The 17,094-nt window shown below is 57.0% G+C and carries 16 protein-coding genes; 11 read left to right on the forward strand and 5 right to left on the reverse strand.

Annotated elements, in window-relative coordinates; translation table 11 throughout:
- Position 1: 1 nt before the first annotated feature.
- From glmU to asnB, 8 genes are all read left to right on the forward strand, one after another.
- Positions 2-1,153, forward strand: coding sequence for a bifunctional sugar-1-phosphate nucleotidylyltransferase/acetyltransferase (gene glmU / locus BP737_RS01475; RefSeq protein WP_292408352.1), 1,152 nt, complete (start codon positions 2-4; stop codon positions 1,151-1,153).
- A complete protein-coding gene (gene glmS, locus BP737_RS01480) occupies positions 1,154-2,893 on the forward strand; it encodes a glutamine--fructose-6-phosphate transaminase (isomerizing) (protein ID WP_292408348.1) in 1,740 nt (579 codons plus the stop codon). It begins immediately after the preceding gene.
- On the forward strand, positions 2,890-3,489 hold the full coding sequence (locus tag BP737_RS01485; protein ID WP_292408345.1) for an acyltransferase: 600 nt from the start codon (positions 2,890-2,892) through the stop codon (positions 3,487-3,489). The genes glmS and BP737_RS01485 overlap by 4 nt, the downstream gene beginning before the upstream one ends.
- A complete protein-coding gene (locus tag BP737_RS01490) occupies positions 3,486-4,574 on the forward strand; it encodes a DegT/DnrJ/EryC1/StrS family aminotransferase (RefSeq protein ID WP_292408342.1) in 1,089 nt (362 codons plus the stop codon). Before BP737_RS01485 ends, BP737_RS01490 begins: the two co-directional genes overlap by 4 nt.
- 112 nt (positions 4,575-4,686) lie before the next feature.
- The gene (locus tag BP737_RS01495) at positions 4,687-5,616 is read left to right on the forward strand and encodes an SDR family oxidoreductase (protein WP_292408339.1); all 930 of its coding nucleotides are present in this window, start codon (positions 4,687-4,689) and stop codon (positions 5,614-5,616) included.
- Positions 5,617-5,899: 283 nt separating this feature from the next.
- Positions 5,900-7,159: a nucleotide sugar dehydrogenase gene (locus tag BP737_RS01500; protein WP_292408336.1), complete on the forward strand. Its 1,260-nt coding sequence runs from the start codon at positions 5,900-5,902 to the stop codon at positions 7,157-7,159.
- Between the two features lie 122 nt (positions 7,160-7,281).
- Positions 7,282-8,403 carry a glycosyltransferase gene (locus tag BP737_RS01505; protein WP_292408333.1) on the forward strand — a complete coding sequence of 374 codons (1,122 nt, stop codon included), beginning with the start codon at positions 7,282-7,284 and terminating at the stop codon, positions 8,401-8,403.
- 123 nt (positions 8,404-8,526) lie between these two features.
- On the forward strand, positions 8,527-10,344 hold the full coding sequence (gene asnB / locus BP737_RS01510; RefSeq protein ID WP_292408330.1) for an asparagine synthase (glutamine-hydrolyzing): 1,818 nt from the start codon (positions 8,527-8,529) through the stop codon (positions 10,342-10,344).
- 37 nt (positions 10,345-10,381) lie between these two features.
- Here asnB and BP737_RS01515 read toward each other — a convergent pair whose 3' ends face one another.
- On the reverse strand, positions 10,382-11,188 hold the full coding sequence (locus BP737_RS01515; protein WP_342685826.1) for a glycosyltransferase family 2 protein: 807 nt from the start codon (positions 11,186-11,188) through the stop codon (positions 10,382-10,384).
- A complete protein-coding gene (locus tag BP737_RS01520; RefSeq protein WP_342685827.1) occupies positions 11,163-12,293 on the reverse strand; it encodes a glycosyltransferase family 4 protein in 1,131 nt (376 codons plus the stop codon). Before BP737_RS01520 ends, BP737_RS01515 begins: the two co-directional genes overlap by 26 nt.
- 176 nt (positions 12,294-12,469) lie before the next feature.
- On the opposite strand from BP737_RS01520, the gene wecB reads away from it, so the two are divergent.
- On the forward strand, positions 12,470-13,558 hold the full coding sequence (wecB, locus tag BP737_RS01525; RefSeq protein WP_342685828.1) for a non-hydrolyzing UDP-N-acetylglucosamine 2-epimerase: 1,089 nt from the start codon (positions 12,470-12,472) through the stop codon (positions 13,556-13,558).
- Positions 13,559-13,572: 14 nt separating this feature from the next.
- Here wecB and BP737_RS01530 read toward each other — a convergent pair whose 3' ends face one another.
- Genes BP737_RS01530 through BP737_RS01540 form a run of 3 tightly spaced genes read right to left on the reverse strand, consistent with a single transcriptional unit; the run spans position 13,573 to position 16,113 of the window.
- Complete coding sequence (locus tag BP737_RS01530; protein ID WP_342685829.1) at positions 13,573-14,535, reverse strand: Gfo/Idh/MocA family oxidoreductase; 963 nt, start codon at positions 14,533-14,535, stop codon at positions 13,573-13,575.
- A 22-nt stretch (positions 14,536-14,557) separates the two neighbouring features.
- Entirely contained in the window at positions 14,558-15,037 is a 480-nt protein-coding gene (locus BP737_RS01535; RefSeq protein WP_342685830.1) for an acyltransferase, read from the reverse strand.
- Complete coding sequence (locus tag BP737_RS01540) at positions 15,037-16,113, reverse strand: DegT/DnrJ/EryC1/StrS family aminotransferase (protein ID WP_342685831.1); 1,077 nt, start codon at positions 16,111-16,113, stop codon at positions 15,037-15,039. Before BP737_RS01540 ends, BP737_RS01535 begins: the two co-directional genes overlap by 1 nt.
- 199 nt (positions 16,114-16,312) lie before the next feature.
- Here BP737_RS01540 and BP737_RS01545 point away from each other — a divergent pair, with 199 nt between their 5' ends.
- Positions 16,313-16,480 (forward strand): hypothetical protein, encoded by a 168-nt coding sequence (locus BP737_RS01545; protein ID WP_342685832.1) that lies wholly within the window; start codon positions 16,313-16,315, stop codon positions 16,478-16,480.
- A gap of 13 nt (positions 16,481-16,493) precedes the next feature.
- Entirely contained in the window at positions 16,494-16,748 is a 255-nt protein-coding gene (locus tag BP737_RS01550) for a hypothetical protein (protein WP_342685833.1), read from the forward strand.
- Positions 16,749-17,094: the final 346 nt, after the last annotated feature.

Below are 17,094 nucleotides of genomic sequence, written 5' to 3' on the forward strand. Positions count from 1 at the left end.
GATGCAGGCAGTCATTTTAGCAGCGGGAGAGGGGAGCCGTCTCCGTCCGCTCACCCGGAGCAAGCCAAAAGCCCTGCTCCCGGTTGCAAACCGGCCGATCATCGAGTATGTCATCGACGCCCTCCTTGAGAACGGCATCCGTGATATCGTGGTTGTGGTCGGGTATCGGAAAGAAGAAGTCATCCGACACCTCAACCGGCTCGAGGCCCCGATCCAGGTCGTCGTGCAGGAGCGGCAGATCGGGACCGCGGACGCTCTCCGGGCTGCCGAATCAGAGATCACGGACGATTTCCTCGTTCTTCCCGGTGACAACTACATCAACGCAGAGTCGATAGCCCGGATCAGGAAGGAGCGAAACGCCATGCTCGTGGCCGAGCACCCGAACCCGTCGAACTTCGGGGTCGTGGTGATCCGGAACGGCATCGTCCGCGAGATCATCGAGAAGCCCGAGGACGCCCCGACGTTCACGGTCTCGACGGGGGTCTACTCGTTTTCACCCGATGTCTTCTCCTACCTCACGACGACCGAGATCCCCGATGCTCTCTCCGCTATGATTGCGGCGGGACGGCGGATACGGGCGATCCCGGCAGACGACTGGCAGGATGCCATCTATCCCTGGGACCTCTTGAAGATGAACAGCCGGATGCTCAGGGAGATCACGCCTGAGATCCGCGGGACGGTCGACGCATCCGTCATCCGCCGGGGCACCGTGCGCATCGGGGCCGGGACGACCATCGGCCCGAACACCGTGATCTGCGGCCCCGTCGCCATCGGGAGCAACTGCAATATCGGCCCGAGCTGTGTGATCATGCCCGATGTGAGCATCGGCGACGGGGCGGTGCTTGAACCGTTCACCTACGTCGCCGACTCGCTCCTCATGGACGACGTCACGATCGGGTCCCACTCGAGGATTGTCTCGGCGGTTTTCGGCCGGGGGTGCCTCCTTGCCGACCATGCCACCACTCACCCGGCGGCTAATTTCATCGAAATCGGGAGCCGGGTCCTGAAAACGAAATTCGGCGCGGTCCTCGGGGAGGGAGTCCAGGCGGCACCTTTCACAACATTTAAGAACTGTATTGCAGGTAATAATGTCACCATTGAGGAGGGGAAGACCGTGACAGGTCTCATCGAGGATGGTACCCGGGTGATGTAGATGTGCGGGATTGTCGGCTACGTCGGCAGGCGGGACGCAACCCCTGTCCTGATCCAGGGGCTGAAGCGGCTTGAGTACCGGGGCTATGACTCGTTCGGGATCGCGACGGTCGGGAGTGCGATCGAGGTCTATAAGAAGGCAGGCCGTATCTCGGCCGGCGAGGGGGGGGTGGTCGGCCTTCACGGGTGCACCGGGATCGGGCATACCCGCTGGGCCACGCACGGCGAACCAAACGATATCAACGCCCACCCGCATACAGACTGCAGGGGGAGGATCGCCGTGGTCCACAACGGGGTCATCGAGAACTACCGCGAACTGAAGCGGCACCTCCTGGAGCGCGGCCACATCTTCCGTTCGGAGACCGATACGGAGGTGATCGCCCATCTCATCGAGGAGCACTACGACGGGGACCTCCTCGCGGCAGTCAACGCAACCCTTCCTCTCCTCAAAGGCTCGTATGCCGTCCTCGCGATCGCGAAGGATACCCAGAGAATCGTCGCTGCACGCGACGCAAGCCCGCTCGTCCTCGGCATCGGCGATGCCGAGGTCTTTGCCGCCTCGGATATGACGCCGCTCCTCGAGTACACGGAGCGCGTGATCTTCCTTGAAGACGGCGACGTTGCCGACATCACGCCCGAACATCTTGATTTCTACCATGGGGGCCTGAAGACGGAGCGCCCGGTCGAACTGATCAACTGGTGCGTCGAGGACACCCGGAAGGGCGGGTTTCCTCATTACATGTTAAAGGAGATCTACGAGCAGCCCCAGTCCTTCTATGAGACCAGCAGGGCGGGCATCGACGAGGCGGTGCGGCGGATGATCCTGGAGGCTGACGAGATCACTCTGGTTGCATGCGGGACGTCGTATCATACCGCTCTGGTCTTCAAGTACCTGGCCGAATCGCTCTGCAACATACCGGTGCGGGTCGAGATGGGATCGGAGTTCAAGTACTTCATCCCGCCCCTCCACGGCCTCGTGATCGCGGTCTCGCAATCGGGGGAGACCGCTGATACGATCGCCGCCTTAAAGATGGCAAAAGCCCGCAACTGCCCCACTCTTGCCATCACCAACATGCAGGGGAGCACGGTCACCCGGGTTGCCGATAAGACCCTGCTCATGCGGGCCGGCCCTGAGATCGGCGTTGCCGCGACGAAGTCTTACACGGCCCAGCTTGCGGCGCTGATGCAGATCGTCAATCTGCGATGCGAGGGGGCGTTCGACGACGTCCTCTCGCACGCGCACCTGGCCATCGGAGAGGTCCTCCTTTTAGATCTCAAGGAGGCGGTCGCCCTCTGTTCAAAGGCCGAGCATGTTTTTTTTGTGGGAAGAGGGCCGTTTTACCCGGTCTCGATGGAGGGCGCCCTGAAGATGAAGGAGATCAGTTACGTCCACGCCGAGGGGTATGCGGCGGGGGAACTCAAACACGGGCCGTTTGCCCTGCTCACGGCGGAGACGCCGGTGGTCGCCATCTGCACCCCCGGGCCGACCTACGACGTGATGACCTCGAACATCAAGGAGATGAAGGCCCGCAAAGCACCGATCATCGCTCTCGGCGCTGCCGGCGACACGGAGCTTGCCGAGATCGTGGACATCTTCATCCCTCTCCCGAACACACACTTTCTCGTGCAGGTGCTGACTGCATCGGTCGTCCTCCAGCTGCTTGCCTACCATACCGCATGCACCCTGCAGCGGGACGTCGACAAACCGCGAAATCTGGCAAAGAGCGTGACGGTTGAATGATTGAGTATGGACGTAACGCCCTCGGCGAGGGGGCGGTGATATTTGAGCCGGTGACCGTCGGGTTTCCCTCCCGCGAGAGGATGGGGGAGGGTAGTTACCCGGGCGCCACTATCGGGAAGAACGCGATTCTCCGCTCGGGAACTATCATCTACTGCGACGTGACGATCGGCGACGCTTTCCAGACCGGCCATAACGTACTGATCCGTGAAAAGACCGCTATCGGCGACCGCGTGGCGGTCGGGACGGCGGCGGTGATCGAGGGGGACTGCACGATCGGCGACGACGTCCGTCTCCAGAGCCTGGTTTACGTCCCCACCGGCGCCCGGATCGGCGACCGGGTCTTCGTCGGTCCGAACGCCGTGCTGACGAACGACCGCTACCCTCCGGGGCCTCGCGAATCCCTCCGGGGCCCGGTGATCGGGGATGGCGCCGTCATCGGCGCGAACGCGACGATCCTTCCCGGCGTCGTCGTCGGCGAGGGAGCGTTCGTCGCCGCCGGCGCGGTGGTGACGAAGGACGTCCCGCCGGGGATGCTCGCGGTGGGGGCACCGGCACGGTTCCGTGTGCTCCCGGCGGAGGCGAGGCGGGGCCGATGAAGATCCCCATCGCCCGGCCGCTCGTCGGGGAGGAGGAGGTCGGGGCCGTCTCCCGCGTGCTGCGGTCGGGGATGCTGGCCCAGGGGTCGGTCGTCACGGAGTTCGAGTCTCGTTTCGCGGACTACTGCGGCGCGGCGTATGCCGTCGGTGTCAACTCCGGAACGGCGGCGCTCCATGCGGCCCTCCTTGCCGCGGGCGTCGGACCGGGGGACTCGGTCGTCGTCCCGGCGTTCACGTTTTTTGCAACGGCGTCAAGCGTCTCGATGTGCGGGGCGACGCCGCTCTTTGCCGATGTCGATCCCCGGACGTTCAACATCGACCCGGACTCGGTCAGGGCCCTCATCAGGCCGGATACCCGGGCGGTTATCGGAGTCCATCTCTTCGGGCAGCCGTTCGACGTCGACGCCGTCCGCGCCCTCTGCGACGACCATGGCCTTGTCCTCATCGAGGACGCGGCCCAGGCGCACGGCGCGGAGTACCGCGGGAAGCGGGTCGGGAGCCTTGCCGACCTCGCCTGCTTCTCGTTCTACCCGACGAAGAACATGACCACTGGAGAAGGGGGCATGGTCACGACCGACGACGACGCCCTTGCAGCACGGGTCAGACTCCTCAGCAACCACGGGCAGAGTGAGAAATACCTTCACTCCGCCATCGGCTACAACTACCGGATGACGAACATCGCTGCCGCCATCGGCCTCGTACAGCTCGACCGGCTCGAGGGGTTCAACGAACGCCGGATAGAGAACGCTCGTTACCTCGACCGCAACCTCGCGGGAACGGGGCTCGTCACGCCCTACGCGGCGCCGGGCGTCCGGCACGTCTATCATCAGTACGTGGTGAGGCTCCCGGCCGGCTACCTGCTTGCGAGGGACGCGTTCATGAGCGCTCTCGCGGAGGCGGGGATCGGGACCGCCGTTCACTACCCCATCCCGGTCAACCGGCAGCCGGTCTACCAGAGCGGGAGCACCTCCTCCTGCCCGGTGGCGGACGACCTCGCGGCGTCGGTCGTGAGCCTGCCCGTCCACCCGTCGGTGACGGGTGAAGAACTGGCGTACATCTGCGACACGGTCCGGGGGCTGCAGTGAACCGGTGAACCCGGCAACGCCGGAACCTCCGTTCGAACCGACAGAATCATCACGCGTATCTCGGACGACGATATAAAAAGGCTAAAGCGGGTCCCCGGTAAACTTCACATCTATGCGCTACATCGTCACCGGCGGGGCCGGGTTCATCGGCTCGAACCTGGCAGATGTCCTGGCACGCGACCATGACGTCGTCATCATCGACAACCTCGCCACCGGGCGGCGGGAGAACATCGAGCACCTCCTCGGTCATCCCCGGGTGACCTTCGTCGAGGGGAGCATCACCGACTTCGACCTTCTTCTGGAGACCTTCCCGGGTGCTGACGGCATCTTCCACCAGGCGGCCATCCCGTCCGTGCCCCGGTCGGTCAAGGACCCGCTCGCCTCGAACGAGGCGAACGTGACCGGCACCGTGAACGTTCTTGTGGCGGCGAAGGACTGCGGGGTGCCCGCCGTCGTTGCCGCTTCCTCCTCATCGGTCTACGGCGACACCCCGGTCCTCCCCAAGCACGAAGGCATGGTCCCGAACCCCCTCTCCCCGTATGCAGTCTCAAAACTCGCGGACGAGTGCTACGGGAAGGTCTTTACCGACCTCTACGGCATCCGGACGGTCTTCCTCCGCTACTTCAACGTCTTCGGCCCCCGACAGGACCCCAAATCCGAGTACGCGGCGGTGATCCCGAAGTTCGTCACCCGTCTCCTTGCCGGCGAGCCCCCGGTCATCTACGGCGACGGGGAGCAGACCCGCGACTTCACCTTCGTCGTCGACGTGGTGCAGGCGAACATCAAAGCGATGGAGAGCGACGCCCGGGGAGTCTTCAACATCGCCGGCGGCCGCCGGATCAGTTTGAACCAGCTCGTGTCCATTCTCTCGGAGATCACCGGCGCGCAGTGCGACCCGATCTACGAGGCGCCGCGCGCGGGCGACATCCGTGACTCGCTTGCCGACATCGCGCGCGCACAGGATGCCTTCGGCTACGACCCGCAGTACCCGGTCGAGGAGGGCCTCCGACAGGCGGTGGCCTGGTTCCGGGAACGGGCGTAACGAGCGCTTACCGCAGGAAACTGTTTCACCTGTTTTGCGCACCGGATCGCCGCGATGTGTCTCACCCTCGCCTCTCCCGCGCCGCCGGACAGGGCCGGCCGATCGGCACCCGAACATGCCGTTTGCTGCCAAATTCATTCCGATTGGTCCGGTTCCCCTTAATATCGCATTCGAATGCCCAATTCTCTCTCGCCCCCTCCAGGACCCCTGTGAGAAGTCATAGGTTTCAAGTGCAAGACCGGGGAATATTCTATACAACTAAAATCCTCGGGAGACCGTCAGTATGGTTCAGGGATCACTGCAGAATACAACCGTCTGCGTTGTCGGCCTCGGATACGTCGGCTACCCCCTTGCCGATGCGTTCTCGCGGCATCTCAAAACGATCGGCTACGACCTCGACGCGAAGAAAATCGCCCGGATCAACGCCGAGCCCGGAAACAAAGTCATCGCCACTGCGGACCCGGCCATGATCCGCGAGGCCGACGTCGTGATCATTGCGGTCCCGACGCCGGTGACGAAGGCGAAAGACCCCGACATCTCCTACGTGGTCTCGGCTGCCGAGACCGTCGGCCGTCACCTCAAGGACGGCGTCATCGTCGTCCTCGAGTCGACCGTCTACCCCGGCCTCACCGAGGAGGTCATGGTGCCGACCCTCGAGCGAGTCTCCGGCAGGGTTTGCGGGAAGGACTTCTTCGTCGGCTACTCGCCCGAGCGGATCAATCCGGGCGACGCCGAACACACACTGGAGCGGATCACGAAGATTGTCGCCGGCATGGACAAAGAGACAACCGAGCGCCTCGCCGCACTCTACGGCCTCGTAACGAACGTCTATATCGCCCGCGACATCCGGACCGCCGAGGCGGCGAAGGTGATCGAGAACGTTCAGCGGGACTTGAACATCGCCCTGATGAACGAACTCTCGCTCATCTTCCGGAAGATGGGGATCGACACAAAGGCGGTGCTCGAGGCCGCCGGGACCAAGTGGAACTTCCACAACTATCGTCCCGGCCTCGTCGGCGGCCACTGCATCCCGGTCGACCCCTACTACCTGGTCTACAAGGCCGAAGAACTCGGCTATCACCCGCAGGTGATCCTCGCCGGCCGTGCGATCAACGACGCCATGCCCAAGCACGTCGCTGAGATGGCGATCAAGGAGTTGAACCGGGCCGGCAAGGTGATCCGGGACTCAAAGGTCCTCATTCTCGGCCTGACCTACAAGGAGAACGTCCCCGATACGAGGGAGAGCCCGGCCGGAGAGATGGTCCATGAGCTCAAGGAGTTCGATATCGATGTCTACGGCTACGACCCGCTCCTCCGCCCCGTAGAGATCGAGCGGTTCGGGGCAAAGCCGGTCGCTTCGCTTCAGGGGCTCGACGGCCCGGTGGACTGTATCATCATCAACTCGCCGCACAGTGTCTTTGCGGCGCTGACGCTTGATGCGGTGCTTTCGATCTGCAACGGAAAGCCGATCGTCGTGGACGTGACGGGGATGCTCCGGAGGAACGACGGGGTCCGGGAAGGGTGCGTGTATTGTACTCTTTAAATACCTTTGCCTGAATAAAGAAGAAAAGATATTATTTGCAGTTGAAATCGGGCAATGGAATGGGGGTACTATTCCCTATCTCTGCCCCAAAACGATAAATATCAACCGGTTAGAGTAATCTCATGCTTCTCTGGATCGGCCTTGGGCTCATCGTGGCTGCTATCATCCCCTATATTATATTCTTCATCGGGATCAGCGTTGGAAAGAGACCCGGAGAGCCGCCGGCACTCAAGGAGTATCCGTCGATAAGCATCATCATATCGGCCTATAACGAAGAGGCCGTAATCCAGAAGCGGGTCGATAACATCCTCGCATCCTCATACCCGGTGGATCGGTACGAGGTAATCTTTGTGGACGACTGCTCCTCCGACAACACCCGGGCGCTTTCCGAGGAAGCCTTCCAGAGGGCGGGCATCACTCACCGTATCATTGCAAATACGGAGCGTATGGGAACGAATCGGTCCTATAACAAAGCGATGCAGGTAGCACGTTTTCCAATCATCGTAACCACGGATGCGGACGTCTTCTTCGAGCGCGAAGCTCTCGCGCGCCTCATCTCCCGGCTCGTCAGCGACGATCGCATCGCCGCAGTCTGCGGGGACCTCCACCCCCTCCCGGACGACGGGTCCCATCCGGCACAGATGGAGAGCGCCTACAGGAATTACTACGGGCGGATGTGCACCTGGGAGAGCGCCGTCGACTCCACCTACACCTTCAACGGCGCACTCGTCGCGTTCAAGCGCGACCTGGTGACCAGGATCGACGACAAACGCGGAGCAGACGATGCAAATACAGCCTTCGAAGCGATTCGGCGCGGATTCCGGACGGCTTACGAACCCTCTGCTCTGGTATACGAGGACATCCCTCGTGACTTCCACAAGCAATACCGGCAGAAGATCCGGCGAGCGACGCGTCTGATCGAGGCGACAACCGCAAACCTCGATCTTTTAAGGCATGCCCGCCCGTTCTCCCGATTCTTCTATCCGTTGCGGATCTACATGTATCTCGTAACGCCGGCCCTCTTCTTCGCCGGCAGCGCTCTCTTCATCGCAGGACTCGCTCTTGCATTCCCCATCCTCGCTCTCGGACTGATCTGTCTCATCGCCCTGGTCGGTTACTTCTGGAGGAGCAGTACGCTCATCTCTTTCGCCACGAACCAGGTCTATCTCGCAAAAGGGCTGCTCAACCTCGGGAAAGATATGCGGGTCTGGGAGAGTACGTCAACCAAGGCGGGGACCGGGTAATCAACCCGTTTTTTCTCAACTGGAGATCATGATCCGGCCGATTTTGCCGGAGACACGATCCGGGGCGACGAACCGGGCCCTGCAAGAGAACTATATCTTCCTGTAGAATAGACTCTTCTACCCATGTGCGGCATCGCCGGGCAACTGCAACTTTCGGGAGGGACGGCGGATCGAGATCTGATCCGGCGAATGTCCGACCTTCTTCAGCACCGCGGGCCCGACGGGGACGGGATCTACGTCGACGGGATGGTGGGGCTCGCTCACCGCCGCCTGGCGATCATCGACCTCTCCGGGGAGGGGCGTCAGCCGATGCAGAACGAGGACGGGACGCTCTGGCTGGTCTTCAATGGGGAGATCTACAACTACAGGGAGCTCATGGGGGAGTTGATCTCGTACGGGCACCGGTTCCAGTCCAGGACCGACAGCGAGGTGATCCTCCACGCATACGAGGAGTGGGGAACAGGGTGTTTATCCAGGTTCAACGGAATGTGGGCGTTCGCCCTCTGGGACGGGCGGCGACGCGAACTCTTCTGCGCCCGGGACCGCCTGGGGATAAAACCGTTCTATTACGCTGAAACACGCGATTCGTTCCTCTTTGCCTCCGAGATCAAGGCGCTCCGTGCGCACCCCGATGTCGGCAGGCGCCCCGACGAGGAGATGGTCTCTGCATTCCTCGCATGGGGCCTCGCGGATCACACCGACCGGACGATGTTTGAGGGCGTGCGCCAGCTGCTTCCGGCGCACTACATGATCGTCGGCGAGGATGGGATTGCAGAGCGCGCAGCCTTCTGGGAGGTTTCGTTCAATCCCGCACTGAATTCGGAACCCGGTTCTGACGGACGCCTTGCCACCGCGTTCCGGGAGCTCCTTGAAGATGCGGTGGACCTTCACCTCCGGAGCGACGTACCGGTCGGAACATGCCTCTCCGGCGGCCTGGATTCTTCCACCCTGGTGGCGCTCATCGACCGCGCGCTCCGCCGTGGGACTCCCGGGGTCGAACCCCCGCATCAGGATACGTTCTCAGCCTGCTTCCAGGATAAGCGGTTCGACGAGAGCGCCTATATCGATATCGCCGTGAAGGGTTCTGGTGTCAGGTCGCATCGGGTCTACCCCGGTACCGATACCATCTGGGCCGACCTTGAACACCTGCTCTACATCAACGACGAACCGTTTGCCGCCCTGACGTTATACTCCCAGTACTGCGTCATGCGGCTTGCCCGGGAGGAGGTGAAGGTGGTGCTGGACGGGCAGGGAGCGGACGAACTCCTTGCAGGCTACATCGCCTATCAGTACTGCCATATCAGGGGGCTGATCCGGGAGTTCCAGATTCTTCAGGCCGCGCGCGAGACCCTCGGAACGCTCCGGCACCACGGCGATTTCCTCTCGTACGCGGTAGGGCAATTCTTCGCGAGGAAGGAGCGCCGGGGCCTGATCCGGTCGGAAGGCCCCGGTTTTCCCCGCTACCGCGGCACCCTGAACGAAGCCCTGGAAACCGACCTGATGCGGGCGAACCTGCCCTACCTGCTCCACTGGGAAGACCGGACAAGTATGGCCTTCTCCATCGAAGCACGGGTGCCGTACCTGGATTACCGGGTCGTGGAGTTCCTGGCTTCATTGCCCGCCGACCAGAAGATCAGGGGCGGTGTGACAAAGTTCATCCTCAGGAAGGCGACCGGGGGGCTTATACCCGAGGCGATCCGGTGCAGGATGGACAAGAAAGGGTTCGCCACCCCGGAAGAGGTCTGGATGCAGGGAGATATGAGCGGACGGGTCCTTGAGATCATGTCGTCGGAGACGTTCCGGAGCCGTCCCTACTGGGATGCCGATGCTGTAGCAGAAAATTACAGAGACTTTCTTGAGGGGAAGGCGCCCTACTCGTCCGAGATCTGGCGGATGGTCTGCTGCGAGCTCTGGCTGCGGCGGTTTATCGATCCGGCGTGAACATACCCCTCCCGAAGAAGAGAGGGTCAGCGCGCGATCAGATCTGGCCCAGGCGGATGTACTGCTTCAATCCGTAACTTGCGAAACTGTAGGTATACCGTATCGCCCGGATTATGCCGGACGGACCTCTCCGGTAGAGTTTCATCCCGACGAGCATATTGCGGAAGTAATGGAAGACGAGTTTCACGTTCCTTACAAAAAGTGCGCGCGACGATATGTTCAGGCCCTGAAGGTCGCTCGATGCGTCCCTCCCGATCGCGTCGAAGCGTTCCTTCTTCTCTTGCGGGTAATCTTCGAAGTACCCGCGATGATGATAGATCACCTCCGGGATGAACTTGATCTTTCCGTCGACCACCGCTTTCTCATGTATCGCGCCGTAATACCGTAACCGGTCCTTCTTTGCAAGCCTGACATGGATCTCCGGGTGCCCGGACGGCGTTTCGAGGACCGTGCCGTCCGGGAGGACGTCATACCGCAAAAAAGAATATGCATCATACTCTTTTGAGGACGTCAGAGCCCGGAGCATCTGTAAGAACTTCGGTTCCAGGATCTCATCAGGAGCGAGGACGAACACCCATTCATTCTGCGCCCGCTCGATCCCATAATTTCGTTCGATGGCAAAACTTCCAGAAAACTCCCTCTGGATGACCACAGCACCAAACGCTTCGGCGATTTCGACGGTCTTATCCTCACTCTGCCCGTCGACGATGACAATTTCATCAAAGTACGGGGAGATCATCTCTAACGATCTGGCCAGATCAGACTCCTCATTTTTCGTAATCAAACAGACTGAGATTCCCATCCCATCACCAATCATATCATTTTTTGCCAGAAGACTTTCCATAGAGATTTTGCACAGCCATGGCAATCTGAAGCCATGAAAACTGTCCTACTGCTTTTTTACGAGCCAAATTCCCCATTTTATTCTGAATGACATCATCGGTCAGAACCCGCACCAGTGCGTCGGCAAGCCCGGAGGTATTTCTCGGCTCCACGAGGAGTCCGGTCACGCCGTCGTCGATGAGATACGGTATGCCCCCGACATTTGTCCCCACCAGGGGCTTGCCGCACGCCATTGCTTCGAGTCCTGCAATGCTGGTCGCCTCCTTGAGGGAAGGCAGAACCACGACGTCCGCCGCCGTATACCAGGAGGGCATCTCGGCATTAGGAACCGATCCGATAAAATAAATCATATCCTGCACCCTGAGTTCGCGGACTTTCTCCCGGAGCAGGGTCAACTGGTCGGGGTACGACCCTCCGACAACGAAGAATCTGGTATCCGGACACTGTTGAAGGATCGCCGGAACCGCTTCGATCAGGTATCTGACGCCGTTCTTCGGTTCGAGACGGCGGGGACAGAGCACGATCTTAGTCTCCGGCGCGAGAGCGTACTGCTGCCGAAGGTTTTTGGGCGGAACATTCGGTGAAAATTTCTCTGTATCAACCCCGTTTGAGATAAACGTGATCTTATCCGCCGGGATTCCCAGTGATCGGACAGCTTCGGCAAGTTCGTCGCTCGGGGTGATGATCCGATCCATGCGCGCGTAGACCCATCGGTACAGCCACAGCAATTTCCCCTGATCAAGACGGTCCAGGAACCCGGAAGTATGCTCGGTTGCAACTCCGAGGACCCCCGATTGCAACCTCGAGACGAATCCGTCGGGGAAGACGTAGTGGGAGTGCAGAAGGTCTATCTTTTTTACTTTTTTAATACGTCTCACGGTGAAGTATTCGAAGATGGCAAAGAGTGGGTATAGAGCCACGGTGTTCCGGGGCAGGTAGATCCTGACGAGATGAAGACCGTCGATCGTCTCTTCCCTCGGAGCGGATAACGTGTCCCGGAATGTAACTATCGTGACGTCGTTTCCAAGGCTCCGGAGCGCTCTGGCAAGCTCGTAGACGTGTGCTGCGATACCCCCGACGTTCGGGGGGAAATCCACTGAAAGCATGCAGATCTTGAGCACCATCCGATCCCCTAACTACATGTACGTCAGGCGCATGTTATGCTTTCCCATCTTGATGACCGCGGGATAGCAAGCCCCTGGACAAAAATGAGATGTGGCAGCAGTGCTATATAGGACGCCGGACCAATGATTGACCTATCACTCCGTCATGCAGGTGAGCCATGAGCGTTGCAATAATCCTCGGGACCCGGCCCGAGATCATCAAGATGTCCCCGATCATTCGGGAGTATGAACGGAGGGGAGACGGCTACTTCATCCTCCACACCGGCCAGCACTACTCCTACTCGATGGACAGGATCTTCTTTGAGCAACTGCATCTTCCGGATGCCCGGCACAACCTCAACGTGGGGTCGGGCCTGCAGGGGGAACAGACAGGAAAGATGCTCAGAGAGATAGAACGGGTCCTGATCGACGAAAAACCGCGTGCGGTCCTTGTGCAGGGGGATACTAACACGGTGCTCGCGGGAGCGCTTGCCGCAGTAAAACTCCATATTCCGGTGGGGCACGTCGAGGCCGGCCTGCGGAGCAACGACCGGAGGATGCCCGAGGAGATCAACCGGGTCCTGACGGATCATGTTTCGGACTACCTTTTTGCGCCGACCGCGGAGTCGCAACGGAACCTGAGGCGCGAAGGGGTGCCGGAAGAGAAGATCTTCGTTTGCGGGAACACGGTTGTAGACGCGGTCTTCCAGAACCTCGCGATCGCCGAACAGGCGGTGGACCCCCTTGCCGAACTCGGAGTCCGACCGGGCGGCTACTTCCTGGTAACAGCCCATCGCCAGGAGAACGTCGACGACGCGAGGAAACTAGGCGATATTCTTGAGGGCCTGGAGCGCGTCGCGGCCGAGTACGCGATGCCCGTGATCTACCCCATTCACCCCCGGACAAGGAAGATGATGGAGCTGTTCGGGTTACGGACCGGATCTGTCCGTTGCATCGAGCCTCTGGATTACCTCTCCTTCCTCCAGTTGGAGAAGCATGCAAGGCTGATCCTGACGGATTCGGGAGGGGTGCAGGAGGAGGCGTGCATCCTCCGCGTGCCCTGTGTGACGCTACGGGAGAACACGGAGCGGCCGGAGACGGTAGTTGCGGGAGCAAACATTCTGGTGGGAACCGACCCGGGAACGATCGTGGATGGTGTGCGGACGATGATGGAGAGGGAGCGAGTCTGGCAGAACCCCTACGGTGACGGGACGACAGGAGAAAAAATTGTAGAGATCGTCGACGGGTGTGGGCAATCCTCGAAATGAGGATAGCGTACACTTTAATCCCAATTTAACCTTAGAACCCTCTTTTCCTTTAAAGAATCGTTGCATACTTCAATCATTTTCAATATATCTAACCCGACATATCCGTTTGAGATATTTTGTTCAGATTTCGCCGTGACACAATTTAAAAAGGAATGTAATTCATCCCTAAGAGTGTTATTTGGGATAATCTCTAGATTATATGAACTGTTGTTATTCTCTACAACTTCAATTGTCTGCGAGGTACAGTTTACCAGAGCAGATCTCTTTGAGCCAACAATAACGAGAGAGCGAGTTTTCGGAGGGGTTAGCCAGCTCAACTCAATGTTGATAATCATCTCATCAAGATTACAATTAATAAATACTGCCTCAGCCCCTTTTAGTTTACTTCTTCTATATGCATTCCCAGTACAAGATACTTCATCAGGATTCTTTCTGAAGATATAATGTATGATATCAAAAGGATGAGGAGCTAAATCAAAAATTACATCCCGATCTTCAAACAGTGGTTCTATATTCGTCCACTTCAATTTCATTATTCGGATGTCCCCAAATTCATAATGCTCGATCATATCTCTTATTTTCGCAATCGCATTGTTGAATCTAAAAATATGGCCCACAGAAAGAACCACATGGTTATCCTTTGCAATATCGATCAACTGACGACCTTCGTCAATTGTCATCGCCAACGGTTTTTCAACTAGAACGTTTTTGTGAGATTCCAAAAACTCTTTTGCTAAAGGATAGTGACTGGCATTAGGTGTACAAATACTTACTGCCTTAATGCCATCATCAGTAAGCAAATCCCTATAATTTTTGGTAGTGGATACACCATATTTTTTGGAACAAAATTCCAAATTTTTGTCGAGCAGATCAGCCACATATACGTCGTTTCCAAGTGCCACATACTCCTCAACATGTTTTCTGCCCCAGTAGCCACCTCCAATCACTGCAACTTTCGATGAAACCACATTAAACACCGAAATAATAATGGTTAAACATTTATTTATAGTGTGGTTTTGCAGGAACTCCCACAACGATTTGGCCGTCATCTACGTCTTTAGTAACGACTGATCCGGCTCCAATCATTGCACCATGCCCTATAATTACCGGCCCAATTATGGTTGAGTTCGCCCCAATAGATGCCCCACTTTTCACAACTGTCTGTACTAACTTCCAATCTCCTTCTTGTTTCAATTCACCGCTTTCATTGGTAGCCCTTGGAAATTTATCATTTGTGAAAACAACGCCAGGGCCGATAAAGACATTGTTTTCTATGGTCACCCCACTAGGGATGAAAGTGAATGCCCTGATCTTACAGTTATCTCCAATTTTCACATCGCCCTCAATATATACAAAAGAATCAATTTTACAGTTATTACCAATGTCACACCCATAGAGGTTAACTAAATCCTTAATTGTGGTTCCCTCACCAAAAGTAACATTCTTTATGATGGAATATCGACTTTCGACATCATGCATCAATCAATCATCTCCGCTATGCATTCACAGACGTACTCCACATCGTCGTCTGGGATCCCAGGATATAGGGGTAGAGATAAGACTTCTTTGCTAAATGCTTCAGAAATGGGATAATCACCCTCTTTGTAACCGTATAAATCCCTATAGATAGGCTGAAGATGAATAGGAATAGGATAGTGAACACCGGTTTCAATACCGCACTTGTTTAAATGTTCACTGACTTTATCCCTATTTTTCAATTTTATTGCAAAGATGTGATGCACCGAACCCACACTTTCATCCAACAAATGCTCTTTTGGAATGAGGGAACGATAGAGTGAAACAGTATTCTTTCTTTTTTCATTCCAGTCGTCAAGATATCTCAATTGAATCAATCCTATCGCTGCATTTATGGTATTTAATCGAGCAGTATATCCAACAACAGAGTGCTTATATTTATCAATTCTACCACAATCACGCAAGATTCTAACTTTCTCCGCAAGATCTTCATCATTTGTTGTGACCATTCCCCCATCCCCACCGACGGTCATATTTTTTATAGAGTAAAATGAAAAACAGCCAGCATCTCCTATACTTCCCACCTTTTTCCCGCCGTATTCAGCACCGTGCGCTTGGCAAGCATCTTCAATGACAAAAATATCGTTTTCTTTTAGTTGATGATAGATTTGCTCCAGGTTACATGGATTTCCATATAGATGGACAGGCACTATTCCCTTCACGTCCCTTATTTTAGGACCAAATAAAGTGGGATCGATGTTACCCGTGTTTCCCTCTACATCTGAGAAAACAGGTCTACCGCCAGCCTGAATAATAGAGTTCGCAGTTGCTATGAATGACATAGGAGTTGTTAGTATCGGCTCATTTTTTTTCACACCCCTCGCAATAAGCGATGAAGTTAGTGCAAAAGTTCCAGAATTTACAGAAACTGCATATTTTGTACCGATATATCGGGCGAATTCCTCCTCAAACTTGAACACACTTTCACCCATTACCAGTTTTTCATTTTCAAGGGCCAAAACAGCAGCATTTTTCATTTCATCGGAAATTATTGGACGTGACAGTGGGATTTTAACCATAAATAACATTTCTCACCACCCGGGGTTATAACTTGCGATTGAGTAGTATTCTATCGATTAACATCCTATATGCGCACAGTGATGCCATGTCCTGTTCACAGCAGATCTGCGTTTCAACCACAAAACAGGGAAGAATGAGGCGATCCTGACCGAGACGGAGACTCCGTTCGTCCTCCCCCAGCGTCGCAACAGCCGCAGTATGCGGCGTAGATCCATCTCACAGACCTTCATCTACCACAAACGGCTCATTCATGCCGGAAAGCGCGAAGTCGACGGTCTAACGTCCTACCTCTACAAGGATGCCGATCTGGCGATGGAAGAGCAGAAGACACGCTACCACTTGGCTGGGAGGGGCGATCAACCGTGAGCCATCGATCCAGGTGGGCAAACTCTCTCTCCAGAACGCCGCGGCGGTCTTCGGTCACGTCTTTGTCGGGTTCCTCTGTCTCCATCTCTACTGCCGGATCCTCAACCAGATCAAACAGGCAGGGCTGTCGGCACACCTCGCGCCACAGGGACTCCTCCTGAAACTCTCAAAGATATATACTGTAGTTTACGAGGAGGAGAAACGGATGACCGAGGCGCTAAAGCAGATGGGAGCTTGTCACGAAACTCAAACTCGATCTATTCCCTAAGTGTGGAGAGGTTGAAGATTCTAATGCGTGAGACGGAACAACAATAACCGCCCGTGAAGACGGGGATATGACCTCACGCGAAGAGTGAGTTGTACCGAAATATTGTGTCGATTTCGCAGTATTGCACTATGTTTGCGTGTTAAAATTGGCGAACTACTGGACTAGTGGACTATTTCATCTTAATTTGCGGGTATAGTCTCTTGAGTTTCACCCTTGCCTCTGCCGTCGTAAACTGCCAATCTACCTCTTTTTGCCGGGTATTCCTGTCCGTTTCCCAGTGTTTTGTCTCGACCCGAAGGGTTTCGCGGTCCCCGATTCTGCGGTTCAGGCATTGTCGCGTGAGTGC

It is taken from the genome of Methanoculleus sp. UBA291, from assembly GCF_002499755.1.
Classification (GTDB): Archaea; Halobacteriota; Methanomicrobia; order Methanomicrobiales; family Methanoculleaceae; genus Methanoculleus; species Methanoculleus palmolei.